This is a genomic window from Duganella sp. Root1480D1, from assembly GCF_001427305.1.
GTDB lineage: Bacteria > Pseudomonadota > Gammaproteobacteria > Burkholderiales > Burkholderiaceae_D > Rugamonas.
In genome coordinates this window covers 64366-89380 of sequence record NZ_LMFZ01000011.1, presented here as the reverse complement: position 1 = coordinate 89380, position 25015 = coordinate 64366, and the positions used below count along the sequence as shown (strand labels likewise).

Sequence of the window (25015 nt, the reverse complement as noted above, 5' to 3'; positions counted from 1 at the left end):
AGGCGATAACGTCTCCATCACCGTCAAGCTGATCTCCCCGATCGCTATGGAAGAAGGCCTGCGTTTCGCAATCCGTGAAGGCGGCCGTACCGTCGGCGCCGGCGTCGTGGCCAAGATCCTGGCTTAAGGCGAAAAGAATCCAGCCAAGGCTAGCGCCCATCGCTGATGGGTGCTAGAATTACGGATTCCACTGTAAAGTTTTACGTAGGGGCGTAGCTCAATTGGCAGAGCGTCGGTCTCCAAAACCGAAGGTTGGGGGTTCGATGCCCTCCGCCCCTGCCACCGAATCTGGTGCAGGGCACCGAAAGTAAAAGTAAATGTCTAATCAATCCGTGCAAACCGTTAGCACGACGAACGATAAGTTCAAAGTCGTGTTGGCAGTTGTGGCGTTGATTGCAGGCGTGGTCGGATTTTTCGTCCTGACCGGTAAACCAACCCTGGTGCGGGCAGCTGCGCTTGTGGTTGGTTTGCTTATTTCCGCCGGCATCGCGTACACCTCTGCTGCAGGCCGTGATTTCCTGAATTTTGCTAAGGAATCCGTTCGCGAGACCAAAAAGGTCGTGTGGCCGACTCGCAAGGAGGCCACCCAGATTACCCTGATCGTGTTCGCGTTCGTGACCGTGATGGCGATTTTCCTCTGGGGCACGGATAAGATCCTCGAATTTGTGTTGTACGACCTCATCCTGGGTTGGAAGAAATAATGAGCGAAATTGTACAAGACGAGCCGGGCAAGGAAGAGCCTGCGCAGGCAGTGTCGACTCCAGTCAGCAACAAGCGCTGGTACGTCGTGCATGCCTACTCCGGTATGGAGAAAAGCGTTCAGCGCGCCTTGATGGAGCGCGTCGAGCGCGCCGGTATGCAAGACCAGTTCGGCCAGATCCTGGTGCCGACCGAAGAAGTCGTTGAAGTTCGTAACGGTCAGAAGTCCGTTACCGAGCGCCGCTTTTTCCCGGGCTACGTTCTGGTGGAAATGGAAATGACCGACGAGACCTGGCACCTGGTGAAAAACACCAGCAAGGTGACCGGATTCATCGGCGGCAAATCGAACAAGCCAACCCCGATTCCTGCGCGCGAGATCGACAAGATCATGCAGCAAATGCAGGAAGGCGTGGAAAAGCCGCGTCCGAAAGTGCTGTACGAAGTGGGCGAGCAAGTCCGCATCAAGGATGGCCCGTTCACCGATTTCAACGGCAACGTCGAAGAAGTCAACTACGAGAAATCCAAGGTGCGTGTGTCTGTCACCATCTTCGGCCGCGCGACTCCAGTCGAACTCGAGTTCGGTCAAGTCGAAAAAGTTTAAGTATTGTTGGCCCCGACTTACCGGGGTTCGCAGCTAACCGCCGGCCTGAGCGTTCAATCAGGCAAACAAGAGGAGCCCCGCCGCGTGCGGGGCGCTACTACTCAATCCAACGATAGGAAGTGCCCAAATGGCAAAGAAAATCATTGGCTTTATCAAGCTGCAAGTTCCAGCTGGTAAGGCAAACCCATCCCCTCCAATCGGTCCAGCACTGGGCCAGCGCGGTCTGAACATCATGGAATTCTGCAAAGCGTTCAACGCGCAGACCCAAGGTATGGAACCAGGCATGCCAATCCCAGTCGTGATCACTGCGTTCGCTGACAAGTCCTTCACCTTCGTGATGAAGACCCCTCCAGCGACCTTCCTGATCAAGAAGCACTCCGGCGTGCAAAAAGGTTCCGCTAAGCCACATACCGACAAGGTAGGCAAGCTGACCCGCGCTCAAGCTGAAGAAATCGCTAAACTGAAGACCCCGGACCTGACCGCTGCCGACCTGGATGCTGCTGTGCGCACCATCGCTGGTTCCGCACGTTCGATGGGCATCACCGTAGAGGGCATCTAATCATGGCAAAACTGTCCAAGCGCGCTCAAGCCATCAAGGCTAAAGTTGACCGTACCAAAGTGTACGCTTTCGACAACGCTGTTGCTCTGATCAAAGAACTGGCTACCGCCAAGTTCAACGAATCGATCGACGTGTCCGTACAGCTGGGCGTGGACCCTAAGAAGTCCGACCAGGTTGTTCGTGGTTCCGTGGTTCTGCCAGCCGGCACCGGTAAGACCGTTCGCGTTGCTGTGTTCGCAACCGGCGACAAGGCTGAGCAAGCTAAAGCTGCCGGCGCTGACGTTGTTGGTATGGAAGACCTGGCTGAGCGCGTCAAAGCCGGCGACATGCCTTTCGACATCGTGATCGCTTCCCCGGACACCATGCGTATCGTTGGTACCCTGGGCCAGATCCTGGGCCCACGTGGCCTGATGCCTAACCCGAAAGTTGGCACCGTTACCCCTGACGTCGCTACCGCCGTGAAAAACGCGAAAGCCGGCCAGGTTCAGTACCGTACCGACAAGGCAGGTATCATCCACGCCACCATCGGCCGCAAGTCGTTCGCTGACGCTGATCTGAAGACCAACCTGGTTGCCCTGATCGACGCACTGAACAAGGCTAAGCCAGCTTCGTCCAAAGGCGTGTACCTGCGTAAAGTATCCCTGTCGTCCACCATGGGCGCCGGTGTACGCGTAGACCACGCTGGCCTGTAATAACTTTCCGGTGTCAGGTGCTGACACGCGCAGCGTGTTGGCCCTGATGCCGCTAGTTAGAGTAAAGAATTAAGTCCCGGTCGAAAGGCTGGGCGGATCTTTGGGCTGGCCGGGGCAACCCGGCCGCGCCTTCAAAGACCGTTGGGCTGGAGGCATCAGGTAGGCTTCTGGTTAATAGCGAAAGCTCCCAACGCAGATGGTGTACCCGAACAAGTTTATGTAGTCCCTTTAGACTCCTAAACCTCGGACGCCGTTGTTCGAACCGATGCGAGGCGCAAGCCGAGCATTATTTAAGGAGAAGACCGTGGGTCTCAATCTGAATGACAAAAAGGCCGTCGTTGCCGAAGTTTCCGCAAAAGTAGCAACTGCGCAAACTATCGCTGTGGCCGAGTACCGTGGCATCCAGGTTGGTCACTTGACTAAACTCCGTGCCAATGCGCGTGCGCAAGGCGTGTACATCCGTGTTCTGAAGAACACCCTGGCACGTCGTGCAGTAGAAGGCACGCAATTCGCCGCTCTGGCCGATTCCATGACCGGTCCGCTGATCTACTCGATCTCGGATGATGCTGTTGCTGCAGCGAAAGTCCTCGCCGACTTCGCCAAAACCAACGACAAACTGGTCCTGAAGGCTGGTAACTATGCAGGTAAACAGCTCGACGTAGCTGGCGTTACCGCACTGGCGAGCATTCCTTCCCGTGAAGTCCTCATTTCGCAGCTGTTGGGCGTTATGCTGGCTCCGGTGTCGGGCTTTGCACGTGGTCTGGCTGCTCTGGCAGCCAAAAAAGAAACCGAAGCCGCTTAATCGCTGGCCTGGTTTCTTAGTCAATACCAATTCTGTAGTACTACAAACAAATTAGGAGTTTCAAATGGCAATTTCCAAAGACGACATCCTGAACGCAGTGTCCGAAATGTCCGTAATGGACCTGAACGAACTGGTCAAGGCATTCGAAGAAAAATTCGGCGTGTCCGCAGCTGCAATGGCAGCTCCAGCAGCTGGTGGCGCAGGTCCTGCAGCCGCTGCTGAAGAGCAGACCGAATTCAACCTGGTTCTGTCCGAAGTCGGCGCTAACAAAGTTGGCGTGATTAAGGCTGTTCGCGAAATCACCGGTCTGGGCCTGAAAGAAGCCAAAGACCTGGTTGACGGCGCACCGAAGACCGTGAAAGAAGCCCTGTCGAAAGCTGACGCTGAAGCCGCTAAGAAGAAGCTGGAAGAAGCTGGCGCCAAGGCCGATCTGAAGTAATTGAACCAAGGCGGGTAACTGCCTTAGTTTAGGAAGCCAATGCGGCGGATTTCACCCGGAAGGGTGGGTCCGCCCTTGGCTCCTTTGTCGTCTGTGAAGTAGAAGTTGTTGTTTTATAGTGAATTGAGTCTTGCGAAGCGCGCCCGCAACGCTGAATTCTCTACCTTTTCCTGTCTCACACGGAGTGTCCATGCACTACTCATTTACTGAGAAGAAACGCATTCGCAAGTCCTTTGCGAAACGCGCCAACGTCCACAACGTTCCGTTCCTGCTGGCTACCCAGCTCGAGTCTTACGAGAACTTCTTGCAAGAGCACACTCCTGTTGCAACACGCAAGAACGAAGGCCTGCAATCGGCTTTCACGTCGATCTTCCCAATCGTTTCCCACAACGGCTTCGCCCGTCTGGAATTCCTGTCCTACGTCCTGGGTGACCCGGCGTTCGACGTCAAGGAATGCCAACTGCGTGGCCTGACCTTCGCTTCCCCGCTGCGCGCCAAAGTGCGCCTGGTGATCCTGGACAAGGAATCGCCAACCAAGCCGGTCGTGAAGGAAATGAAGGAGCAGGAAGTCTACATGGGCGAACTGCCCCTGATGACGACCACCGGCTCGTTCGTGATCAACGGCACCGAGCGTGTCATCGTGTCCCAGCTGCACCGTTCGCCAGGCGTGTTCTTCGAGCACGACCGCGGCAAGACCCACTCGTCCGGCAAGCTGCTGTTCTCGGCACGTATCATCCCTTACCGCGGTTCCTGGCTGGACTTCGAGTTCGACCCGAAAGACATCCTGTACTTCCGCGTCGACCGCCGCCGCAAGATGCCGGTATCGATCCTGCTGAAGGCGATCGGCATGACCCCGGAACAGATCCTGGCGAACTTCTTCGTCTTCGACAACTTCAACCTGCGTTCGGAAGGCGCAGAGATGGAGTTCGTGTCCGAACGCCTGCGCGGCGAAGTCGCGCGCTTCGACATCGTCGATCCGAAGTCGGGCAAGACCATCGTCACCAAGGACAAGCGTATCAACGCCAAGCACGTGCGCGAAATCGAGCAGGCAGGCATCCAGCACATCTCCGTGCCGGAAGACTACCTGCTGGGCCGCGTACTGGCCAAGAACATCGTTGACCAGGAAACCGGCGAAGTGGTGGCACTGGCGAATGACGAGCTGACCGAGGAAACCCTGGGCAAGCTGCGCGACGCCAACATCAACACCATCCAGACCCTGTACACCAACGACCTGGACCAGGGTGGCTACATTTCCCAGACCCTGCGTATCGACGATACCGCCGACCAGACCGCTGCTCGCGTGGCGATCTACCGCATGATGCGTCCTGGCGAACCGCCAACCGAAGAGTCGGTGGAAGCCCTGTTCAACGGCCTGTTCTACAGCCCTGACCGTTACGACCTGTCGGCCGTGGGCCGCATGAAGTTCAACCGCCGCATCAGCCGCGATGAACTGACCGGCGCCATGACCCTGTCGAACGAAGACGTGCTGGCCGTGATCAAGATCCTGGTTGAGCTGCGCAATGGCCGCGGCGAAGTCGACGATATCGACCACCTGGGTAACCGCCGTGTACGTTGCGTGGGCGAACTGGCCGAGAACCAGTTCCGCGCCGGCCTGGTGCGCGTCGAGCGCGCCGTCAAGGAACGCCTGGGCCAGGCCGAAGCCGACAACCTGATGCCGCACGACCTGATCAACTCCAAGCCGATCTCGGCTGCTATCCGCGAGTTCTTCGGTTCGTCCCAGCTGTCGCAGTTCATGGACCAGACCAACCCGCTGTCGGAAATCACCCACAAGCGCCGTGTATCCGCTCTGGGCCCTGGCGGTCTGACCCGCGAACGCGCCGGCTTCGAGGTGCGCGACGTGCACCCGACCCACTACGGCCGCGTGTGCCCGATCGAAACGCCTGAAGGCCCGAACATTGGCCTGATCAACTCGCTGGCACTGTACGCCCGCCTGAATGAATACGGCTTCCTGGAAACCCCATACCGCAAGGTTGAAGGCTCCAAGGTCACCGACAAGATCGACTACCTGTCCGCGATTGAAGAAGGCCGCTACATCATTGCCCAGGCAAATGCCAAGATCAATGAAGCAGGCCAACTGGTCGACGAACTGGTGTCGTCGCGTGAAGCCGGCGAAACCATCCTGGTTTCCCCAGAGCGCGTGCAGTACATGGACGTTGCCCCAGGCCAGATCGTTTCCGTTGCAGCATCGCTGATTCCATTCCTGGAGCACGATGACGCGAACCGTGCACTGATGGGCGCCAACATGCAGCGTCAGGCTGTACCTTGCCTGCGTCCTGAAAAGGCGCTGGTGGGTACCGGAATCGAACGTACCGTGGCCGTCGACTCCGGCACCACCGTGCAGGCACTGCGCGGCGGCGTGGTGGACTACATCGACGCGGGCCGCGTCGTGATCCGCGTGAACGATGAAGAAGCACAGGCTGGTGAAGTCGGTGTGGACATCTACAACCTGATCAAGTACACCCGCTCCAACCAGAACACCAACATCAACCAGCGTCCTATCGTCAAAGTGGGCGACCGTGTGGCCAAGGGCGACGTGATCGCTGACGGCGCATCGACCGACCTGGGCGAACTGGCACTGGGCCAGAACATGACCGTGGCCTTCATGCCATGGAATGGCCTGAACTTCGAAGACTCGATCCTGATCTCGGAAAACGTCGTGAAAGACGACCGTTACACCTCGATCCACATCGAAGAACTGTCCGTGGTTGCGCGTGACACCAAGCTGGGCGCGGAAGAAATCACCCGCGATATTTCGAACCTGGCAGAGAACCAACTGGCTCGCCTGGACGAATCCGGCATCGTGTACATCGGCGCTGAAGTGCAAGCCGGCGACGTGCTGGTCGGTAAGGTGACCCCGAAAGGCGAAACCCAGCTGACCCCAGAAGAAAAGCTGCTGCGCGCGATCTTCGGCGAAAAAGCATCCGACGTGAAAGACACCTCGCTGCGTGTTCCATCCGGCATGGTTGGTACCGTCATCGACGTGCAAGTGTTCACCCGCGAAGGCATCCCACGCGACAAGCGCGCCCAGCAGATCATCGACGATGAACTGAAGCGCTACCGCCTGGACCTGAACGACCAGATGCGTATCGTGGAAGGCGACGCCTTCCAGCGTCTGGAAAAGATGATGATCGGCCAGGTTGTGAATGGCGGCCCTAAGAAGCTGGCCAAAGGCGCCAAGATCACCAAGGACTACCTGGACGACCTGGACAAGTTCCACTGGTTCGACATCCGTCCTGCCGACGAAGACATGGCCAAGGCCCTGGAAGCCATCAAGGAATCCATCGCCGAGAAGCGCCACCAGTTCGACCTGGCCTTCGAAGAGAAGCGCAAGAAGCTGACCCAGGGCGACGAACTGCAGCCTGGCGTGCAGAAGATGGTCAAGGTTTACCTGGCCGTCAAGCGCCGCCTGCAGTCCGGCGACAAGATGGCAGGCCGCCACGGTAACAAGGGTGTTGTGTCCCGTATCGTTCCGGTGGAAGACATGCCATACATGGCTGACGGTACCCCGGCAGACGTGGTGCTGAACCCACTGGGCGTTCCGTCCCGTATGAACGTTGGCCAGATCCTGGAAACCCACCTGGGTTGGGCAGCGAAGGGCCTGGGCATCCGTATCGGCGAAATGCTGCAAGCGCAGATCAAGGTCGAAGAGATGCGCAAGTACCTGACCACCGTGTACAACGAGTCCGGTGCCAAGGAAGACATCGCTTCCCTGTCCGACGACGAGATCATGAAGCTGGCATACAACCTGAAGAAGGGTGTGCCGTTCGCGACTCCGGTGTTCGACGGCGCGCACGAATCGGAAATCCGCCGCATGCTGGACCTGGCGTATCCGGACGACATCGCCAAGCACCTGGGCATGACCCCGTCCAAGAACCAGGTCACCATGTACGACGGCCGCACCGGCGAAGCGTTCGAGCGCAAAGTCACCGTGGGCGTGATGCACATGCTGAAGCTGCACCACCTGGTCGACGACAAGATGCACGCCCGTTCCACCGGTCCTTACTCTCTGGTGACGCAGCAGCCTCTGGGCGGTAAAGCCCAGTTCGGCGGCCAGCGCTTCGGTGAGATGGAGGTGTGGGCACTGGAAGCATACGGTGCGTCCTACGTGCTGCAAGAAATGCTGACCGTGAAGTCCGACGACGTGAACGGCCGTACCAAAGTGTACGAAAACCTCGTCAAGGGCGACCACGTGATCGATGCCGGCATGCCGGAATCGTTCAACGTGCTGGTGAAAGAGATCCGTTCCCTGGGTATCGATATCGACCTGGAACGCAACTAAAACCGCCCTCGGAAGCCGCGTAAATGCCGTCTGACCCTGCGGGTCGGACGGGACGGCCACCCGGCCGGTTTACCGGTTTTAAGTAAGTAAAGAATTCGTCACCATCTGGAGTGATACATGAAAGCCCTGCTCGATTTATTCAAGCAAGTACAGCAAAACGAGTCGTTCGACGCGATCAAGATCGGTCTGGCCTCTCCTGAGAAAATCCGTTCGTGGTCGTATGGCGAAGTCAAAAAGCCAGAAACCATCAACTACCGTACCTTCAAGCCTGAGCGCGACGGCCTGTTCTGCGCCAAGATCTTTGGCCCGATCAAGGACTACGAATGCCTGTGCGGCAAGTACAAGCGCCTGAAGCACCGCGGTGTCATCTGCGAAAAGTGCGGCGTTGAAGTCACCCTGGCCAAAGTGCGTCGTGAGCGCATGGGCCACATCGAACTGGCATCCCCGGTTGCGCACATCTGGTTCCTGAAATCGCTGCCGTCGCGTCTGGGCATGGTCCTGGACATGACCCTGCGCGATATCGAACGCGTGCTGTACTTCGAAGCATACGTCGTGACCGATCCAGGCATGACCCCGCTGAAGAAGTGCCAGATCATGTCGGAAGACGACTACGCCGCCAAGTACGAAGAGTACGGCGACGACTTCACCGCCTTCATGGGCGCTGAAGGTATCCGCGAACTGCTGCGCTCGATCGACATCCACCGCGATGCCGAAGCCCTGCGCGTGGAACTGAAGGAATCGAAGTCCGAAGCCAAGATCAAGAAGTACGCCAAGCGCCTGAAAGTGCTGGAAGCATTCCAGCGTTCCGGCATCAAGCCGGACTGGATGATCATGGAAGTGCTGCCGGTGCTGCCGCCGGAACTGCGCCCACTGGTCCCGCTGGATGGCGGCCGCTTCGCGACCTCCGACCTGAACGACCTGTACCGCCGCGTCATCAACCGTAACAACCGTCTGAAGCGCCTGATGGAGCTGCGTGCTCCAGAGATCATCACGCGTAACGAAAAGCGCATGCTGCAAGAAGCGGTGGACTCGCTGCTGGACAACGGCCGTCGCGGCAAAGCGATGACCGGCGCCAACAAGCGTCCGCTGAAGTCGCTGGCTGAAATGATCAAGGGTAAGGGCGGCCGCTTCCGTCAGAACTTGCTGGGTAAGCGCGTCGACTACTCCGGCCGTTCCGTGATCGTGGTGGGTCCACAGCTGAAACTGCACCAGTGCGGTCTGCCAAAGCTGATGGCCCTGGAACTGTTCAAGCCATTCATCTTCAACAAGCTGGAACTGATGGGTCTCGCGACCACCATCAAGGCCGCCAAGAAGCTGGTCGAAGTGCAAGAGCCAGTGGTGTGGGACATCCTGGAAGAAGTGATCCGCGAACATCCGATCATGCTGAACCGTGCACCAACCCTGCACCGTCTCGGTATCCAGGCTTTCGAGCCTGTGCTGATCGAAGGTAAAGCGATCCAGCTGCACCCGCTCGTCTGCGCAGCGTTTAACGCTGACTTCGACGGTGACCAGATGGCAGTCCACGTTCCGCTGTCGATCGAAGCACAGATGGAAGCCCGCACCCTGATGCTGGCTTCGAACAACATCCTGTTCCCATCGAACGGCGAACCATCGATCGTTCCTTCCCAGGATATCGTGCTGGGTCTGTACTACGCGTCCCGCGAAGCGGTCAACGCCAAGGGCGAAGGCATGATGTTCCCGGACGTGTCCGAAGTCATCCGTGCTTACGACAACAAGGAAGTGGAACTGGCGACCCGCATCACCGTGCGTATCGTTGAAAATCCAAAGGATCCGGTATCCGGCGAGTTCGTCCGTACCGTGACCCGTTACGAGACCACCGTTGGCCGCGCCATCCTGTCCGAGATCCTGCCGAAGGGCCTGCCATTCAGCGTACTGAACCGTCCGCTGAAGAAGAAAGAGATCTCCAAGCTGATCAACACTTCCTTCCGCAAGTGCGGCCTGCGCGCGACCGTGGTGTTTGCCGACCAGCTGATGCAGTCGGGCTTCCGCCTGGCAACCCGCGCCGGTATCTCCATCTGCGTGGACGACATGCTGGTGCCGGAAGTGAAGAAGACCCTGATCGCGACCGCCGAAGCGGAAGTGAAACAGATCGAACAGCAGTATGCTTCCGGTCTGGTCACCGCCGGCGAACGTTACAACAAGGTCGTCGACATCTGGGGCAAGACTTCCGACGAAGTCGGCAAGGCGATGATGGACCACCTGAAGGTGGAAGACGTGGTGCGTCGCGACGGCAGCCAGTCGACCCAGGAATCGTTCAACGCGATTTACATGATGGCCGACTCCGGTGCGCGTGGTTCCGCAGCACAGATTCGCCAGCTGGCCGGTATGCGTGGTCTGATGGCAAAACCTGACGGTTCCATTATTGAAACGCCGATTACAGCGAACTTCCGCGAAGGCCTGAACGTTCTGCAGTACTTCATCTCGACCCACGGCGCTCGTAAAGGTCTGGCCGACACCGCGCTGAAGACCGCGAACTCCGGTTACCTGACCCGTCGTCTGGTCGACGTGACCCAGGATCTGGTGGTGATCGAAGACGATTGCGGCACTTCCAACGGCACCCTGATGAAGGCGATGGTCGAAGGCGGTGAAGTGATCGAAGCCTTGCGCGACCGTATCCTCGGCCGCGTGGCAGGCACCGACATCGTCAATCCGGAAACCCAGGCCACCGTGTACGAAGCCGGCACCCTGCTGGACGAAGACATGGTCGAAGAGATCGAACGTATGGGCGTGGACGAAGTCAAAGTCCGCACCCCGCTGACTTGCGACACCCGCTATGGCCTGTGCGCCAAGTGCTACGGCCGCGACCTGGGCCGCGGCATGCTGGTCAACTCCGGCGAAGCAGTCGGTGTGGTGGCGGCACAGTCGAGCGGTGAACCTGGTACCCAGCTGACCATGCGTACCTTCCACATCGGTGGTGCGGCATCGCGTGCAGCAGTGGCATCCTCGGTCGAAGCCAAGTCGAACGGCACCGTGCGCTTCACCGCCACCATGCGTTACGTCACCAATGGCAAGGGCGCCCAGATCGTCATTTCCCGTTCCGGCGAAGTGCTGATCACCGACGACCACGGCCGTGAGCGCGAGCGTCACAAGGTGCCTTACGGCGCGACCCTGATCGTCAAGGATGGCATGGTGATCAAGGCCGGCGCACCGCTGGCAACCTGGGACCCGCTGACCCGTCCGATCATTACCGAGTACGCCGGTACCATCCGCTTCGAAAACATCGAAGAAGGTGTGACCGTGGCGCGCCAGGTCGACGAAGTGACCGGCCTGGCCACCCTGGTGGTGATCGACGCCAAGCGTCGTGGCTCCCCAGGCAAAGCCCTGCGTCCACAGGTGAAACTGCTGAACGAAGAAGGCGCTGAAGTGAAGATCGCCGGCACCGAACACGCAGTGGCGATCGGCTTCCAGGTCGGCGCACTGATCATGGTGAAAGACGGCCAGCAAGTGTCCGTGGGTGAGGTTCTGGCGCGTATCCCGACCGAATCGCAGAAGACCCGAGACATTACCGGCGGTCTGCCACGCGTGGCGGAACTGTTCGAAGCACGTTCGCCGAAAGACGCAGGCATGCTGGCGGAAGTCACCGGTACCGTGGCCTTCGGTAAAGAAACCAAGGGCAAGCAGCGTCTGGAAATCACCGACATGGACGGCAACAAGCACGAGTTCCTGATTACCAAGGACAAGCAAGTGCTGGTGCACGACGGCCAGGTGGTGAACAAGGGCGAGATGATCGTGGACGGCCCAGCCGATCCGCAAGACATCCTGCGCCTGCTGGGTATCGAAGCGCTGGCCCGCTACATCGTTGACGAAGTGCAGGACGTGTACCGTCTGCAGGGCGTGAAGATCAACGACAAGCACATCGAGGTGATCGTTCGCCAGATGCTGCGCCGCGTACAGATCGTCAACGCCGGCGACACCGACTACATCGTCGGCGAGCAGGTGGAGCGTTCCGAGCTGCTGGAAGAAAACGACAAGGTCAACGCCTTGAACAAGATTCCGGCAACCTACGAAAACGTGCTGCTGGGTATTACCAAGGCATCGCTGTCGACCGACTCCTTCATCTCGGCCGCATCGTTCCAGGAAACCACCCGTGTCCTGACCGAAGCCGCGATCATGGGCAAGCGCGACGGTCTGCGCGGCCTGAAGGAAAACGTCATCGTCGGCCGCCTGATCCCAGGTGGTACCGGCCTGGCCTTCCACCGCGCCCGCAAAGAGAAGGAAGTGTGGGAAGCCGAAGAGCGCAAAGCGCTGCTGGAAGCAGAACGCGCCGCCATCGTGGCCGAACTGCCAGCGGACGAACCGCACCACAGCGACGAAGCGTAATCCGCTTCAACGCCAGCAAAAACGCCACCTTCGGGTGGCGTTTTTTTTAGCAATACACAGCTGAGCCCGTGTCCCACCATGGGGGCTGACCCCACGGTGGGACACGGACCCGTCAGTTGATTCGCGCCTTGATCAGCACCGGTAGGTGATCGGAAGGAAAGCGGCCGTGGAGTGAATCGGTCAGCGTTGCGTAGCTCAGGACCTTCACCTGTGGGCTGACGAAGATGTAGTCGATGCGCTCGTTCAGCGGGCTATCGATCTTGAATCCGTTGAAAGTGCCAACCGGGCCGTAGGCTGGCTTCGCGCTAATATCGAATGCGTCCGCCAACTGAGACTTCATGGTGCCGACCTGTTCGGTCTCCGGCACGGAATTCAAATCGCCAGCCACGATCACTGGCTCGGAGCCGGCAATTTCCTTTACCTTGCGCAGCATCAGCTTGGCCGATTCGCGGCGCGCCACCTCGCCTTCATGGTCGAAGTGAACGGAGAAGAAGTAGAACTTGCGGCCAGTCTGGCGGTCCTGCAGCTGCGCCCAGGATGCGATACGGTGGCAGCAAGTGGCATCCCATCCCAGCGAGGGGCGATCAGGCGTCTGGCTCAGCCAGAAGTCGGCATTGCGCAGCAGGGTGAAGCGTTGGCGTTTGTAGAAGATGGCGGAGTGTTCACCGGCATTCTTGCCATCATCGCGGCCAACGCCGACGTGGGCGTATTCCTGCATGCCGTCCAGGTCGGCGATCTGGTCGGGCAAACCTTCTTGCGTCGCGAGCAGGTCAAAATCGTGATAACGCACCAGGCTTTTGACCAGTTCCTTGCGATGCGGCCAGGCGTTCGGACCGTCGCTCGCAGTGTTCATGCGCAGGTTATAGGTGGCGATATTCAGCGTTGCATCCTGCTGCGCAAAGGCAGCAGGGGCGAGCGCAGCCAGGAAAGAGAGCTGCATCAAACGGCGGCGGGTCCTCATCATGCTCCAGGAAGGAAAGTTCGGGCTCTCCAGTATATGCGAGCGGGAAGCCGCTTCCTTCGCGCGTTTTTTGCCGAGAAAGCCTGGTACCTTGTATTATTCGCAAGGAATTCATTGCCAGCCAACGAGGGGAACGCAACGTTGAAGATCGAGAAATTGAGGGAGCTTGTTTTATCCGACGAAGAATTGCGTCCACATCTCGAATATATCGAAGGTCTCGCCAGGCCAAGCGTAGTGCTGGACTTTGCGGATGCTGCTCCAGGCGATCATGACAGCCGGTTCGGCGGCAGCCCCGTGGTTCCAGCAGGTTTCACCTGGCCGGAGCATGAGGTAGGCGAATATCGATTTCTCGGCCAGATCAATTTTGGCGAGCTCGACAACGGTCCTTCAATTTTGCCCGAAAGTGGAATCCTGTCGCTCTTCTATGCATTCGACGAGGAGGGGGAAGTTTTCTGGGGGGATGACGGCTATGTGCTCGGGTTCTATTGGCCGAATGTAGATGAACTGACGGCGACTGCCTGTCCGCATCAAATGTCTGCACAGCCGAAAAAGTTGAAGATGACGGTGGGCGTCGACATCCCAAGTAGTGCCGAGCTTCGCAATGACTGGCCCTTTGAGACCGACATGCTCTATTGGCTGGCGGAGCAGGGATGTTTCGCGGATGACTATATGTTGGGATATCCGTCCTTCCATTCCCTGGCATATGACCCAACTCCAGGCCCAGCATGGATCTCTTTGATCACGCTGAAATCCCACGACGAGCTGGAATGGTGCTGGCATGACGGCGACAAGCTGATGGTCTTTATCGAGCCGGAAAGACTGAAAGCAAAAGACTTCGGCGCTTTGAAAAGCGATGCGGGGTGAAAGAACATGATTGCATTGATCCAGAAACGCGCAGGCGAGATTGCGACAACCAACGGTCATTGCGCCTTCATCGGCTTCAGGGAGCGCGGTCACGAGGTCCGCTTTTTCGAGGCAACGGCATTTGACGAAATAGAGCTGACGAGGGAAATGCTGGTCGTTGGTGGTGTGCCAATCGTCCAGAAAGCGTTCGCGAAACTCGGCATTCCATTTCCATCCCTTCCATCCTTGCCGTCGGCGCTCGAGCAATATTCAAAACGGCGGATCTGGGAAGCCCGCCTGAGAGACGTCCGGGAACTGGCTGATTCGGGCCAGGAAGTGTTCATCAAGCCGGCCGCGAATAAACTGAAGCAGTTTCCTGGCCATGTGATCCGGAACTACGCCGACCTTGCCGTTACAGCCGGCATTGACGATGACGCCAGCGTGGTCTGTGCTGACGTTCTGGAAATGGTCTCCGAGTATCGCGTCTATGTGACCCAAGGCTCGGTCGTCGGGTGCAAGCATTATTGGGGCGACTTCCGGAAGTTCCCGGATTTCAGGTTTATCGATTCGGCGATCGCCGCATTTGACGGGGCGCCCCAGGGGTATGCGATCGACTTCGCCGTGCTCGCCAATGGCGAAACCGCGCTAATCGAAGTGAATGACGGGTTTGCGCTGGGAAGCTACGGGCTGCAACCGATGCTATACGCGGCATTGCTGGAAGCCCGTTGGAGCGAGCTGGCAAGCACTATTTAACAAACTGCTGCAAAAATGCCACCGTTGGGAGGCGTTTTTTTATGCATTGAGGCCTGAAAGATTGCCAGGTGCCAATTGCATACTACAATCAGTATTTCTGAAATTTGTTTTGAGAGCGATATGGCCGATTCCCTGCAAATCACCTGTGACGCATCGGTGGTGGGTGACGATGGAAAAATGTACCTGCATGAGTCGATGTTCAGTGGCCTGTTCGACTTGCCAAACAATCATGCCGAAATCGTCGCGCGCATCCATCCTGCCAAGCGCAAGCTGTTTGATGCGCTGATAGCTGGGGAGCTGGTCGAGACCGAGACGAAAGACCAGACGGGTGCGACGGTAAGAATCCCGGTGGATAATGACATCATGGTGCACGTGAACCAGCGTTACGGCGGCGTGCGCCGCTTCGCCTATTCGACCATTATCGCGAAACACGCCCGGACCTACGGCGAAGTCCAGGCGCGGGGATTCGACTCCAACTGCGAGCCGGTGATCCGCCAAATGCCGGACCGCAGTTTCAGGATCATCTTCAACACCATGCCGCCGCGCGGGCACGCGTTGGGCGCGGCTTTCAATATGGACCATTTCGGCGCAAGCATGACCAAGCTGACCGAATCCAAGATGACCTGGGATGATCGCGACGTGTTCCACCTACCGTCCGCGACCGAAGCCGAAATCCGCGCCATCCTGCAGTTCTTGCTCAGCTATGGCAAGGCTTGAGGCTTAGCAGACGCTCCCGCTGATATTTTTCCCTGTTCGAAGGTCGAAGCCGAAGCTGCAGCGGTATTGGCCGGACTTTTCTCGCTGGCAGGAGATCTGGCCTTTCACCCGCATTCGAACGCCAGAACCTTCGGTGCAGGCATCGCGCACGTCCGGGGCCATGGAGTCGAACATTTTCCGCGCGGCCTGTCCTTCGATGGCGAAGGCTATTTTGCTGTCGCCCGCTTTTGCCGGCTGGGGATCTCCCAGGCCGGAGCTATAGACCATGTAGCTTCCGCGAAGTGCTTTGAATTCGGGCGCGGCATCCAGTTGAGCCCATGTGGCGGCACTGGCTCCAAGTCTAAGCAGTAATAGCGATCTGAACGTAATAGCCTCCGCCTTCATACGCTTGCGGAATTAAGAAATATTCGCGGCTGTCAATTGGGGCTGTGCTCTCCATTACATTCTCCTGGTGCATGTAGAGCCTTTAGCCTAGCCATGGATTAGTCTTTGATTTTGATCTGCCTCATGTTCAATGAAAATTGCGTTGACGGAGCGCTCTCAGAAGCCCGGTATCCCTCTGCTATGCCGTAGGATGTCCTCCGGACTATATCTTCGGCGCTCCCAGCAAAATGCAGCTACTTCTTGTCGCTGGCAGCCGCTTTCGAATCGTCGATCAAGTCGAACTTGCCGTCGGAGCTCATGAAGAAGGTGCAGTCGGCGCCTGTGGCGCAGCCGCTGACGTGCTTCTTGCCGGCGGCTTGCATCAGGTATGACCCCGGGCCCAGTTTGGTTTCAGGCGCGCCATCGGATTTGTGCACGAACGTGCCTGACATGATCACGATTTTCAGTGCATGGGTGTGGTGGTGCAGGGCGTTGACCTGGCCCGCATCGAACTTGACCAGCACGCCGTAGGGGCCGCCTTTCATCCAGTCGCCCCATAGCTTGGCGACCTTGGTACCGGCGACCGGGCCGGCTTCCCATTTCACTTGTTCGGCAGGCCAGACCACGTCTTCCTTGGCCTTATCCTTGGCTGACGCGCTGGCGCTCAGCAGGGCGGAAACCGCTAGTACCGCAAATGCCATTGTTTTCATGGTGGCGCTCCTTCTTGTTGTGGTTGGCGGGAAACTGGCGTCCACCTATCGTTATAGCCCATCCACTCCGGATTCCAAGTCGGCTGGACGCCGAGTTCCGGGAAAAAAGCGACAAAACTGTGCGCAATTCGGCACTTGAGCTGCGGTTTGCAGCCGAGGCCGTGTCCCCCTTGGGGTGTGACCCCATGGCGGGACACGGGCTCGGCAGGAGCTGGGGTATATTGCTTCGATGGAGAGCGTCGAAGAGCTTGAGCGGTGGTTCAGGATGGCGGGCGTCAATGCGCTGCACGCCTGCATCGGGCCGCTTCCCGGATCGCGGGCTGCGTTGGGGCGGTGGATCAGCGATGGGCCCGAGCACGCCATCCGCGCCGTCAGCCCGCATCCAGGCACTTATCGCCTGGCCTTGATGATGGAGCCGCTGGAGGCGCGCATCTGGCAGGGCAATACGCCGGTCTGGGGCGGCACCATCGGGGCCAACCGCTTCCGGCTTTGCCCGCCGGGGGAGCAGGGGCGCTGGAGCCAGCTTAGCGGCTGCGATATCGTCAACGTCTTCCTGCCGGTGCAACTGGTCGATCGCCTGGCGGCGCAGCGCGGCGAACAGATCGATGCGACGCTGGCTGCCAGCCAGTTCACTTCCGACCGCATGGTGTTCGACCTGGTGCGCAAGATGCTCGATGCGCAGGCGCTGGCGGGGCCCTTGGCGGCGGAGATGTGCGACCACCTTGCCATGGCCCTGGCCTGCTACCTGATCGAGCATTATTCGCGGCCCAGCCAGGGCGAGGAAAGTTCGCTCGGCGGAGCGCGCCTGCGCCGCGTGCTGCGCCATATCACCGAGCATCTTGATGCGCCGTTGGCCAATGCGGAACTGGCCGCGCTGTGCGGCATGAGCGCGGCGCATTTTTCGCGCGAGTTCCATCGTGCGGTCGGCTTGCCGCCGCATCGCTATGTGCTGACGCGCCGCCTGGAGCAAGCCTGCGTGGCATTGGCCGGCCGCGAGGCGCGCATCGTCGACATCGCCGAGGAATTCGGCTTCCATAGCGCCAGTCATTTCACGCGAGCCTTCTCGGCACACTACGGCTTGTCGCCCGCCGCGTGGCGCGCCAGCCGCTGTAACAATTGTTAATAGCAGGATTGTGCAATTTGCGCGCGTTTGTGCACGCGCTACGCTGCCGGTCGGCCACAGAATCTCCAGTTCCAAACCACAAAAATGGAGAGACAAGATGGCTTTACTACGAAATTCCCTGGCGCTGCTCGCGCTGGCGGCGGCCGGCGCAGCGCAGGCCGACAATATCTCGCTGCGCATCGGTTTTAGCGAAGGCCGCGCCGGCGCCGAATTCAAGCCGCTGCACGCGGAGGTGGGCAAGTTTGCGGTGACACCCAATGTGCGGAACGGCGCCGAGGGCGACCAGTGGGTGGTGGTGGCCAAGGATGCCCAGGGCCGCGTGCTGCATGAAGTGAGCGTGAATAACGGCCTGCGCCGCCACGTGGAGACCTTTAACCCGCGTTCGGGCGCAATCGACCTGTCGACCACGGTGCAGCAACGCGAGGGCAGCTTCGAAGTGTCGCTGCCATTCGATAAGGCGACGGCCAGCGTGGAAGTGCTGCCGAAGCAGGGCGGCACGGCCGGTGCCAAGTCGGCTGTCGCGGCCGCGGGACCGCTGGCGCGCTTTGAGCGCAGCGCGCTGGAGCAGGCAGCCGCCAGTGCCAAGACCACGCGTTCCGCTGCGCTGGCCGCTACGCCGGCCGCGACGGCCACCACGATCCTGAACAACGGCAGCGCGGCGACCCATATGGACTATGTCTTCATCGGCGACGGCTACACGGCCGCTGAAATGGACAAGTGGCGCGCCGATGCGCAAAAGGTGATCAACGGCTTCCTGGCCGATCCGCTGTTCAATGCCAACCGTGCTTCGATGAACATCCATCGCGTCGACGTCGCCAGTAACCAGTCCGGCGTGGACGAAATCGACAAGGGCATCTATCGTGACACCGCCATGGATGCGGAATTCGGCTGTTACAACATCGAGCGCCTGCTGTGCGTAAACGACACCAAGGCGACCAATATCGCAGCCTCCGTGCTGGCGCCCGACGCACGCGATGTGATCGTGGTGATCGCCAATTCCACGCGCTATGGCGGTTCCGGAGGGGCCGTGGCAACGCTGTCGATGCACGAGCAATCGATCGAGGTGGCCTTGCACGAAATCGGCCACACCGCCTTCGCGCTGGCCGATGAATACGAGTACGGCACCTGCAATACCAGCAGCGAGCCGAGCGAAGTCAACGTGTCGCTGAACGGCACGCGATCGGTCAAATGGGGCAACCTGATTTCCGGCAGCACCGCCGTGCCGACCGGCCTCGGTGTCTACCCGAACGGCACTGTCGGCACTTTCGTGGGCGCGCAGTACTGCGGCTCGGGCAAGTACCGTCCGACGGAAAACTCGCGCATGCGCACGCTCGGCTATCCATGGCATGCTGTGAACGAAGGCGCGGTGCAGAAGGTATTTGCCAAGTACACCGGGTCCGGTTCGGTAACGCAGACGGGCACGCTGGCCAACGGCGGTAGCGCCATCGCGCCAAGCGCTTCGCCAGGCTGGGTGCAAGCCGGTGCCGGCACCTTCTCGCTGAAACTGAGCGGGCCTTCCGGCGCGGACTTCGACCTGTACCTGTACAAATGGTCCGGCAGCGCTTGGACCAAGGTCGCGGCCAGCGAGGGCAATACCTCCAGCGAGTCGATCAGCTACAACGGCACGGCGGGCTATTACTATGCCCAGGTGAAGTCGTATTCGGGCAGCGGCAACTATTCGCTGACCTACGCCTTCCCTAAGCCTTAAGCTCGCGCTGGCGCGCTTTCGTCAGTGAGGAGAGCGCCTTGTCGTATGACCACTGCACCAGTTCGACCAGGTAGTCGCGCGGGAAGCTACGCACGTCGACTATCGTGACCCAGTGAAACCGGCCCATGTAGCGGGCCGGTTTCACGCCGGGCATGCCGGTGAGCTCGAGGAAGCGGTCGGGCGTGGCGCGAAAGCTGAAGCGCCACCGTTCCGGCTCGCTGGTCTTGAAGTAGGCGAAGGTCTTGCCACCGATCTTGTAGCTCAATACATTGACCGGCGGCGCGTGCAGCAGGCTTTCTGCGCCGGGTAGGCTGGCGCAGTGGGCTTTCAACTGTTCTGTGTTCATCTGTTGAGGACCTTGTCGTCCGCATCGGGGATTGCCAGCTTCGGCATGGATTCCCGAGCCTTTACGTATGGAAGATTTGTCAGGCTTTGGGCAGCAAGGATGCATGTTTTTCTGCTAAATTGCCAGCATATTCGGGGCGGTGGTCATGCTAATATTTGGCCTATGATCGCCTCGGCCCTGTTTACCCCCGCCCAGCAAAAGCTGCTGGGTTTGCTGTTTGTGCGCGTGAATGAGGGTTTCCACCTCAACGAAATCATGCGCTTGACCGGGCTGGGCAGCGCTTCCGCGCAACGCGAACTCAAGCGCCTGCATGAGTCCGGACTGATCGTCTCCGAGCGCATCGGCAATGTGCGCCAGTTCCGCCCCAATAAGGAAAACCTGGTCTATTCCGAGCTGGCCAGTCTGGTCAAGAAAACCTTCGGCCTGGTCAGCGTGCTGAACTCTGCGCTGGCGCCGATGCGCAAGCAGCTCAGCGTGGCCTTCGTCTACGGTACCACGGTCAAGGAAGCAGAGGATTCCGCGGCACCAGTCGAGCTGCTGCTGATCGGCGAGAATACGACCTACGGCGAATTGCTGAACCGGCTACCGGTGGCCGAGCGCCTGCTACGGCGCAAAATCAATCCCAACCTGTATTCGGTCGACGACTTCCAGCGCCGCTTGCGCGAGCAGCAGCCTTTCATCCTCAAGATGCTGGGAGACCGCAAGGTCTTTGTGCTGGGCGACGATACCGACCTCGATAACATCATCAAGGAAGTCCACCCGGAGGATGAGCATGGAGACGCATTACCGGACGTTTAAAGAGTTCTATCCCTTCTACCTGCAGGAGCATTCCAACAGCACCTGCCGCCGCCTGCATTTCGCCGGCTCCACCATTGTGCTGCTGCTGGTGGCGATGGCCATTGTCACGGGTGAGTTGGCGCTGCTGTGGCTGCTGCCCGTGGTCGGCTACGGCTTCGCCTGGGTCGGCCATTTCTTCTTCGAGCACAACCGGCCGGCCACCTTCAAGTACCCGCTGTTCAGCCTAATGGGCGACTGGGTAATGTTCCGCGATATGCTTACGGGCCGCGTTGCGTGGTGAGGCTGCCGTGCGCGGCAGGCTGATGGCCACGCGGGTATAGCGCCCGGCCTCCGATTCGCAGCCGATCTCGCCGCCGAAGGCCGATACCACGCGCTTGCAGAAGGCCAGGCCCATGCCGGTGCCGCCGCCATTGTGGTGCGTGGTGTAGAACGGCTCGAAGACGTGCGGCAGCACATCGGGCGCAATGCCATGGCCGTTGTCGGTCACCACCAGCCAGTTGCAAGTGCCGCGCGAATAGCACTCGACCTCCACCGCACCGCTGCCATGCACCTTCACCGCCTGCAGCGCATTCTTCAGCAGGTTATACAGCACGAACATCAGCAGCACATCCGAACCGTGGAAGCTGTACTCGTTGCGGATGGTGACGCGCACCTGCGAACGCTCGGCGCCCGAGAACGGGTAGCAGGCCATCGCTTCGTCCACGCATACGCTGACCGAATGCACGGCGAAGCTCTCGCTGCGCATGATGCCGTCGCGCGCAGAGGCCAGCAGCATGTCCACGATGAAGTTGGAGCGCGATACTTCGGCATCGATGCTGCGCGCGATCTCACCCAGGTGTTCCAGTTGGCGCGTACCCAGCGCTCCCTGGTGTTCCGGCCGGTAGCCGGCAATCAGCTCCGGCAGGCTGCGAGCCAGGATGCGGGTCTGGCTGCGGATGCTTGCCAGCGGCGTGCGCATCTCATGGGCGATGGTGGCGGCGGCGGCCATCGGATCGGCCAGCAGGTTGTGCCGCACCATGGCCTGGGCTATCAGGCCCAGCGAGGCCAGGATGAACGCCACGCCTGGCGGATAGATCTCGATCCCATAGTTGCACAGGTAATCGATGGCCGCGCCGAAGTAGATCAGGATGCTGACCAGCACATAACGCAAGCGGGTGCGCTCGGTCGACACCGCGCGCTGCTGGCGGCGATACAGCAGCCACAAGGCGCGCCCGATCACGATCACGGTCTGCGCCAGGTGCAGAGGATGCAGCCAGCCCGCTTTCGGATAGGCGCCGTAGAAGTAATGCTGCAGGCCGGACAGCATCCAGTCGGTGGTCGGCAGCAGCAAGCCCAGGCCGCAGGCAAACAGGTAGCTGAGGTAGAGGCCGGGACGCTCATCCTTGCTGCCAGTCAGTTCAATGATGAAGTGGTACAGCGTGGTCGGCAGGAACAGGATCGGCAGGTAGCCCAGGCGCGCCAGCGCCATGGCCGTGGCGTCGTTATGCGTCAGGAATAGCAGCGCCCAGCTCGCTTGCCAGAAGAAGGTGGTGGCGCAGACGGCGAAAAAGGTCAGGCCGACCCGGTTCGGGCCGCGCGAGCGCAAAACGTACAGCCCATAACAAATAAACAGGGCTGAGACCAATGCCGGTATTAGCGCATACATTGAGTTTCCTCAGCTTAAAAACGGATTGTTAACAGCTTATTGTCAAGAAATTAGACAAGTATTGAGGAATATCAATAGTTCGGCGCGCCAATCAGAAAAAGTAAGGGCTGGCATTAAGCCGTTTTACTTTTATGGAGAAATAGTCCTATGTACATGCACGTCCCAGCCCCTGACGCCCCTGCCGCCGCCGAAATGACTTTCCACCACAAGCTGTCGATTTTCCTCAAGGATTCCAATGCCTACGGTAATACCTACTTTGCGCGGTATTTCGAATGGCAAGGTATTTGCCGGGAGAAGTGGTTTTATGAATGTATTTCCCGCGACATGCTGCAGGCGGAGGGGGTATTTATTACAAAGCATGCGCAGAACGATTACCTGCAAGAGACTTTTCCATTCCAGGAAGTTTCCTGCGAAGTAAATACCTACGATGTGCGGAAGTGCTCGTTCTGGCTCGAGTTCCGCTTTTATGCCGACGGCCACCCGGTATCGGTGGGCCGGCAGCAAATCGTGTTCGCCAACCACGCGAAACAGATCAGTGCGCTGCCCGAACTGGTACTCAAGCGCATCAAACGCTACGCCCTTAAGAAGTAGCTGCCCAGCCCGTGTCACACTTGGGGTGTGACCCCATGGTGTGACACGGGCCCAGCAGTCTTGCTTATTTGCTGGCGGCGATCCAGGCGTCGACCTTGGACTCCAGCAGGGCGAGCGGGACGGTGCCGTCGCCCAGCACGATGGCGTGGAACTTGGCCAGCGTGAACTTGCTGCCCAGCGCCTTCTCGGCCTTGGCGCGCAGTTCCTGGATCTTCAGGGCGCCGGTCTTGTAGGCCAGGGCCTGCGCCGGCCATACCATGTAGCGCTCGGTCTGGTTGCGCGCCACGCTTTCATCGCCCAGGGTTTCGGTCATGTACTTGATCGATTGCTCGCGGGTCCAGCCTTTGGCGTGCATGCCGGTGTCGACCACCAGGCGCACCGCGCGCAGCATCTCGTCGTTCAGGTGGCCGAAGTACTGGGCCGGATCTTCGTACAGGCCCATTTCCTTGCCCAGGGTTTCGGCGTACAGCGCCCAGCCTTCGGTGAAGGCGGTGTTGCCGCCGAATTTGCGGAACTTCGGCATGTCCAGTTCCTGCATCAGGGCGATGTGGAAGTGGTGGCCTGGTTTGCCTTCATGCAGGAACAGGGTGTTCATGCCGGTGCTGCCGTACTTGGTCGGATCGGTCACCACGGACCAGAACACGCCGGGACGCGAGCCATCCAGTGCCGGCGCGGTGTAGTGGTCGGAGGCGGTGTCGCGGCTCAGTTCAGGCTCCAGGCGCAGGTCCAGCTTGGCCTTCGGGATCAGGGTGAACATCGAGGGCAGCTTGGTGTCCAGCAGGTCGTTCAGCTTGTGGTACACGGCCTGCACTTCGTCTTCCGTTTTGAAGGGGAAGAATTTCGGCTGCTGCGACACCCACGTCGGCAGGCCGGCGGCCGGGCCGTTGTAGCCCAGTTTCGGGCCCAGCTTGGCGTATTCGGCCTGGATGCGCGCTACTTCGCGCAGGCCGGTCTGGTGGATTTCTTCGGCGGTCTTGCTGGTGGTGGTGGAATCGGCGATGCGTACCTTGTACCAGGCCGCGCCGTTCGGCAGGGCGCTCCAGCCGGTGCTGGTGCGGCAGGCTGGAATGTATTCCTGCTCGACGAAGGCGGACAGCTTGCTCAGCGCCGGGTTCAGCTTGTCGGCCACGGTGGCGCGGTAGGCGGCGGCCAGGCGCTGTTTGTCGGCGTCGCTGAAGCTGGCCGGGAATTTGTTCACCGGCGTGAAGTAAATGTTCTTTTCTGGCGTTTCGCTGACCAGCTTCTGGAACTGCGGCAGCGCGGCAAGCATGATCGCTTTCGGCTGGGTGATGCCCTTGGCCATGCCTTCCTTCATGTTGGCGATGGCCTGGTCGATCCACGCCGGGAGCTGGTTCAGGCGGCTCAGGTAAGCCTCGTATTCCTTGACCGTGGTCAGCGGCTGCGAAGCGTCGCCGCCGGAGAAGTTGGCCAGGGTGACCGGCATGCTGCTCATATGCTCGATCGGCAGCAGGTGTTCAGGGAAGGGCTCGTAAGCCAGGTAGGTCTTCAGCTCGAAGGCCATCACGTCGTAGCTGATACGGTCGCTGCGATTGAGTTGCGCGCGCGGAATCGCTTGCAGGCGCTTGGTGAACGTGCGGTACAGGTCGAACTGCCTGGCGCGCGATTCCGGCCAGATGGCGGTGCCCAGTTGGTCGTCGAAGCGGTTGTCGCCGTTCTGGGTCGCGCCGACCGGATCGAATTTGGCGATGGCATCGTAGTATTCGTCGGCCAGTGTCCAGAACTGCTTCTTTGCTGCCTCATTGCTCTTGGCCGGTGCCTTTTCTACCGCCGCCGGCTTGGCAGCGGCAGCATTGGCCTGGACAGGGGCATAAGCCAGCAAAACGGCGGCCGCCAGCGTGCCGAGGGTAATACGATGTTTCATTTGTCTTGATCCGGGTAAATGAAGGAGCGACAAGCATACGCTAAGGGTAACGGCCATTCAATATGGCCTGCTTCGCTGCCGCCCGCCTGCGCTGCTAGAATGTTGCGAATTGACAAGAGACGAGGTCCGTGGATGCCAACGC

22 protein-coding genes, 1 tRNA gene and 1 pseudogene are annotated in these 25015 nt (G+C 59.5%); 18 read left to right on the top strand and 6 right to left on the bottom strand.

All coding sequences use genetic code 11. The features are described from left to right. From ASD58_RS30490 to rpoC, 10 genes and pseudogenes are all read left to right on the top strand, one after another. A pseudogene (locus ASD58_RS30490) lies at window positions 1–127 on the top strand (elongation factor Tu); the annotation flags it as partial. Between the two features lie 79 nt (window positions 128–206). After that, window positions 207–282: transfer RNA gene (locus ASD58_RS12455), tRNA-Trp, on the top strand. A gap of 35 nt (window positions 283–317) precedes the next feature. Further along, entirely contained in the window at window positions 318–701 is a 384-nt protein-coding gene (secE, locus tag ASD58_RS12450) for a preprotein translocase subunit SecE (RefSeq protein ID WP_057261487.1), read from the top strand. Further along, window positions 701–1300, top strand: coding sequence for a transcription termination/antitermination protein NusG (gene nusG / locus ASD58_RS12445; RefSeq protein WP_055928282.1), 600 nt, complete (start codon window positions 701–703; stop codon window positions 1298–1300). Before secE ends, nusG begins: the two co-directional genes overlap by 1 nt. A gap of 127 nt (window positions 1301–1427) precedes the next feature. Continuing rightward, window positions 1428–1859, top strand: coding sequence for a 50S ribosomal protein L11 (gene rplK / locus ASD58_RS12440; RefSeq protein ID WP_028103004.1), 432 nt, complete (start codon window positions 1428–1430; stop codon window positions 1857–1859). A gap of 2 nt (window positions 1860–1861) precedes the next feature. Further along, entirely contained in the window at window positions 1862–2551 is a 690-nt protein-coding gene (gene rplA / locus ASD58_RS12435) for a 50S ribosomal protein L1 (RefSeq protein ID WP_057261486.1), read from the top strand. 304 nt (window positions 2552–2855) lie between these two features. Continuing rightward, entirely contained in the window at window positions 2856–3353 is a 498-nt protein-coding gene (gene rplJ / locus ASD58_RS12430; RefSeq protein ID WP_028103002.1) for a 50S ribosomal protein L10, read from the top strand. Between the two features lie 64 nt (window positions 3354–3417). After that, a complete protein-coding gene (gene rplL, locus ASD58_RS12425; RefSeq protein ID WP_057261485.1) occupies window positions 3418–3792 on the top strand; it encodes a 50S ribosomal protein L7/L12 in 375 nt (124 codons plus the stop codon). A gap of 190 nt (window positions 3793–3982) precedes the next feature. Continuing rightward, on the top strand, window positions 3983–8092 hold the full coding sequence (gene rpoB / locus ASD58_RS12420) for a DNA-directed RNA polymerase subunit beta (protein ID WP_057261484.1): 4110 nt from the start codon (window positions 3983–3985) through the stop codon (window positions 8090–8092). A gap of 117 nt (window positions 8093–8209) precedes the next feature. Further along, the gene (rpoC, locus tag ASD58_RS12415) at window positions 8210–12433 is read left to right on the top strand and encodes a DNA-directed RNA polymerase subunit beta' (RefSeq protein ID WP_057261483.1); all 4224 of its coding nucleotides are present in this window, start codon (window positions 8210–8212) and stop codon (window positions 12431–12433) included. 112 nt (window positions 12434–12545) lie between these two features. Here rpoC and ASD58_RS12410 read toward each other — a convergent pair whose 3' ends face one another. Further along, complete coding sequence (locus tag ASD58_RS12410; RefSeq protein ID WP_057261482.1) at window positions 12546–13397, bottom strand: endonuclease/exonuclease/phosphatase family protein; 852 nt, start codon at window positions 13395–13397, stop codon at window positions 12546–12548. Between the two features lie 138 nt (window positions 13398–13535). Between ASD58_RS12410 and ASD58_RS12405 the strand changes: the two genes are divergently transcribed. From ASD58_RS12405 to ASD58_RS12395, 3 genes are all read left to right on the top strand, one after another. Continuing rightward, window positions 13536–14258, top strand: a complete 723-nt coding sequence (locus ASD58_RS12405; protein ID WP_162253011.1) for a YwqG family protein — start codon at window positions 13536–13538, stop codon at window positions 14256–14258. A gap of 6 nt (window positions 14259–14264) precedes the next feature. Continuing rightward, window positions 14265–14990, top strand: a complete 726-nt coding sequence (locus tag ASD58_RS12400; RefSeq protein ID WP_057261480.1) for an ATP-grasp domain-containing protein — start codon at window positions 14265–14267, stop codon at window positions 14988–14990. Window positions 14991–15110: 120 nt separating this feature from the next. After that, window positions 15111–15707, top strand: coding sequence for a hypothetical protein (locus ASD58_RS12395; protein ID WP_057261479.1), 597 nt, complete (start codon window positions 15111–15113; stop codon window positions 15705–15707). 3 nt (window positions 15708–15710) lie between these two features. On the opposite strand, the gene ASD58_RS12390 is transcribed toward ASD58_RS12395, so the two are convergent. Together ASD58_RS12390 and ASD58_RS12385 are read right to left on the bottom strand one after the other, a co-directional pair. Beyond that, entirely contained in the window at window positions 15711–15974 is a 264-nt protein-coding gene (locus tag ASD58_RS12390) for a hypothetical protein (protein ID WP_156401257.1), read from the bottom strand. A gap of 350 nt (window positions 15975–16324) precedes the next feature. Further along, on the bottom strand, window positions 16325–16780 hold the full coding sequence (locus tag ASD58_RS12385; RefSeq protein WP_082565381.1) for a DUF4437 domain-containing protein: 456 nt from the start codon (window positions 16778–16780) through the stop codon (window positions 16325–16327). 229 nt (window positions 16781–17009) lie between these two features. Between ASD58_RS12385 and ASD58_RS12380 the strand changes: the two genes are divergently transcribed. Together ASD58_RS12380 and ASD58_RS12375 are read left to right on the top strand one after the other, a co-directional pair. Further along, entirely contained in the window at window positions 17010–17903 is an 894-nt protein-coding gene (locus ASD58_RS12380) for a helix-turn-helix domain-containing protein (protein ID WP_156401256.1), read from the top strand. Between the two features lie 97 nt (window positions 17904–18000). Next, the gene (locus ASD58_RS12375; RefSeq protein ID WP_057261475.1) at window positions 18001–19611 is read left to right on the top strand and encodes a M64 family metallopeptidase; all 1611 of its coding nucleotides are present in this window, start codon (window positions 18001–18003) and stop codon (window positions 19609–19611) included. Here ASD58_RS12375 and ASD58_RS12370 read toward each other — a convergent pair. Then, on the bottom strand, window positions 19601–19957 hold the full coding sequence (locus tag ASD58_RS12370) for an MmcQ/YjbR family DNA-binding protein (protein WP_057261474.1): 357 nt from the start codon (window positions 19955–19957) through the stop codon (window positions 19601–19603). The two genes, ASD58_RS12375 and ASD58_RS12370, sit on opposite strands and share 11 nt — an antisense overlap. A gap of 162 nt (window positions 19958–20119) precedes the next feature. Between ASD58_RS12370 and ASD58_RS12365 the strand changes: the two genes are divergently transcribed. Both ASD58_RS12365 and ASD58_RS12360 read left to right on the top strand, forming a co-directional pair. Then, window positions 20120–20755: a transcriptional regulator gene (locus tag ASD58_RS12365; protein WP_057261473.1), complete on the top strand. Its 636-nt coding sequence runs from the start codon at window positions 20120–20122 to the stop codon at window positions 20753–20755. Next, window positions 20730–21035 (top strand): Mpo1-like protein, encoded by a 306-nt coding sequence (locus ASD58_RS12360; protein WP_373994448.1) that lies wholly within the window; start codon window positions 20730–20732, stop codon window positions 21033–21035. The genes ASD58_RS12365 and ASD58_RS12360 overlap by 26 nt, the downstream gene beginning before the upstream one ends. Here ASD58_RS12360 and ASD58_RS12355 read toward each other — a convergent pair. After that, window positions 20979–22400 (bottom strand): sensor histidine kinase, encoded by a 1422-nt coding sequence (locus ASD58_RS12355; RefSeq protein ID WP_082565380.1) that lies wholly within the window; start codon window positions 22398–22400, stop codon window positions 20979–20981. The two genes, ASD58_RS12360 and ASD58_RS12355, sit on opposite strands and share 57 nt — an antisense overlap. Before the next feature lie 147 nt (window positions 22401–22547). On the opposite strand from ASD58_RS12355, the gene ASD58_RS12350 reads away from it, so the two are divergent. Continuing rightward, window positions 22548–22991, top strand: a complete 444-nt coding sequence (locus tag ASD58_RS12350) for a thioesterase family protein (protein WP_057261471.1) — start codon at window positions 22548–22550, stop codon at window positions 22989–22991. Between the two features lie 64 nt (window positions 22992–23055). Here ASD58_RS12350 and ASD58_RS12345 read toward each other — a convergent pair whose 3' ends face one another. Continuing rightward, window positions 23056–24873 (bottom strand): DUF885 family protein, encoded by a 1818-nt coding sequence (locus ASD58_RS12345; RefSeq protein WP_057261470.1) that lies wholly within the window; start codon window positions 24871–24873, stop codon window positions 23056–23058. Between the last annotated feature and the right edge of the window lie 142 nt (window positions 24874–25015).

What these genes read in the sequence shown, in the direction of transcription:
- rplL (WP_057261485.1), top strand. Translation starts at nt 3,418, where the DNA reads ATGGCAATTTCCAAAGACGACATCCTGAACGCAGTGTCCGAAATGTCC.
- ASD58_RS12350 (WP_057261471.1), top strand. Translation starts at nt 22,548, where the DNA reads ATGTACATGCACGTCCCAGCCCCTGACGCCCCTGCCGCCGCCGAAATG.
- rplA (WP_057261486.1), top strand. Translation starts at nt 1,862, where the DNA reads ATGGCAAAACTGTCCAAGCGCGCTCAAGCCATCAAGGCTAAAGTTGAC.
- ASD58_RS12355 (WP_082565380.1), bottom strand. Translation starts at nt 22,400, where the DNA reads ATGTATGCGCTAATACCGGCATTGGTCTCAGCCCTGTTTATTTGTTAT.
- rplK (WP_028103004.1), top strand. Translation starts at nt 1,428, where the DNA reads ATGGCAAAGAAAATCATTGGCTTTATCAAGCTGCAAGTTCCAGCTGGT.
- ASD58_RS12380 (WP_156401256.1), top strand. Translation starts at nt 17,010, where the DNA reads ATGGAGAGCGTCGAAGAGCTTGAGCGGTGGTTCAGGATGGCGGGCGTC.
- ASD58_RS12390 (WP_156401257.1), bottom strand. Translation starts at nt 15,974, where the DNA reads ATGGTCTATAGCTCCGGCCTGGGAGATCCCCAGCCGGCAAAAGCGGGC.
- ASD58_RS12365 (WP_057261473.1), top strand. Translation starts at nt 20,120, where the DNA reads ATGATCGCCTCGGCCCTGTTTACCCCCGCCCAGCAAAAGCTGCTGGGT.
- ASD58_RS12360 (WP_373994448.1), top strand. Translation starts at nt 20,730, where the DNA reads ATGGAGACGCATTACCGGACGTTTAAAGAGTTCTATCCCTTCTACCTG.
- nusG (WP_055928282.1), top strand. Translation starts at nt 701, where the DNA reads ATGAGCGAAATTGTACAAGACGAGCCGGGCAAGGAAGAGCCTGCGCAG.
- ASD58_RS12370 (WP_057261474.1), bottom strand. Translation starts at nt 19,957, where the DNA reads ATGAACACAGAACAGTTGAAAGCCCACTGCGCCAGCCTACCCGGCGCA.
- ASD58_RS12410 (WP_057261482.1), bottom strand. Translation starts at nt 13,397, where the DNA reads ATGATGAGGACCCGCCGCCGTTTGATGCAGCTCTCTTTCCTGGCTGCG.
- rpoB (WP_057261484.1), top strand. Translation starts at nt 3,983, where the DNA reads ATGCACTACTCATTTACTGAGAAGAAACGCATTCGCAAGTCCTTTGCG.
- ASD58_RS12345 (WP_057261470.1), bottom strand. Translation starts at nt 24,873, where the DNA reads ATGAAACATCGTATTACCCTCGGCACGCTGGCGGCCGCCGTTTTGCTG.
- rpoC (WP_057261483.1), top strand. Translation starts at nt 8,210, where the DNA reads ATGAAAGCCCTGCTCGATTTATTCAAGCAAGTACAGCAAAACGAGTCG.
- ASD58_RS12395 (WP_057261479.1), top strand. Translation starts at nt 15,111, where the DNA reads ATGGCCGATTCCCTGCAAATCACCTGTGACGCATCGGTGGTGGGTGAC.
- ASD58_RS12400 (WP_057261480.1), top strand. Translation starts at nt 14,265, where the DNA reads ATGATTGCATTGATCCAGAAACGCGCAGGCGAGATTGCGACAACCAAC.
- ASD58_RS12385 (WP_082565381.1), bottom strand. Translation starts at nt 16,780, where the DNA reads ATGAAAACAATGGCATTTGCGGTACTAGCGGTTTCCGCCCTGCTGAGC.
- secE (WP_057261487.1), top strand. Translation starts at nt 318, where the DNA reads ATGTCTAATCAATCCGTGCAAACCGTTAGCACGACGAACGATAAGTTC.
- ASD58_RS12375 (WP_057261475.1), top strand. Translation starts at nt 18,001, where the DNA reads ATGGCTTTACTACGAAATTCCCTGGCGCTGCTCGCGCTGGCGGCGGCC.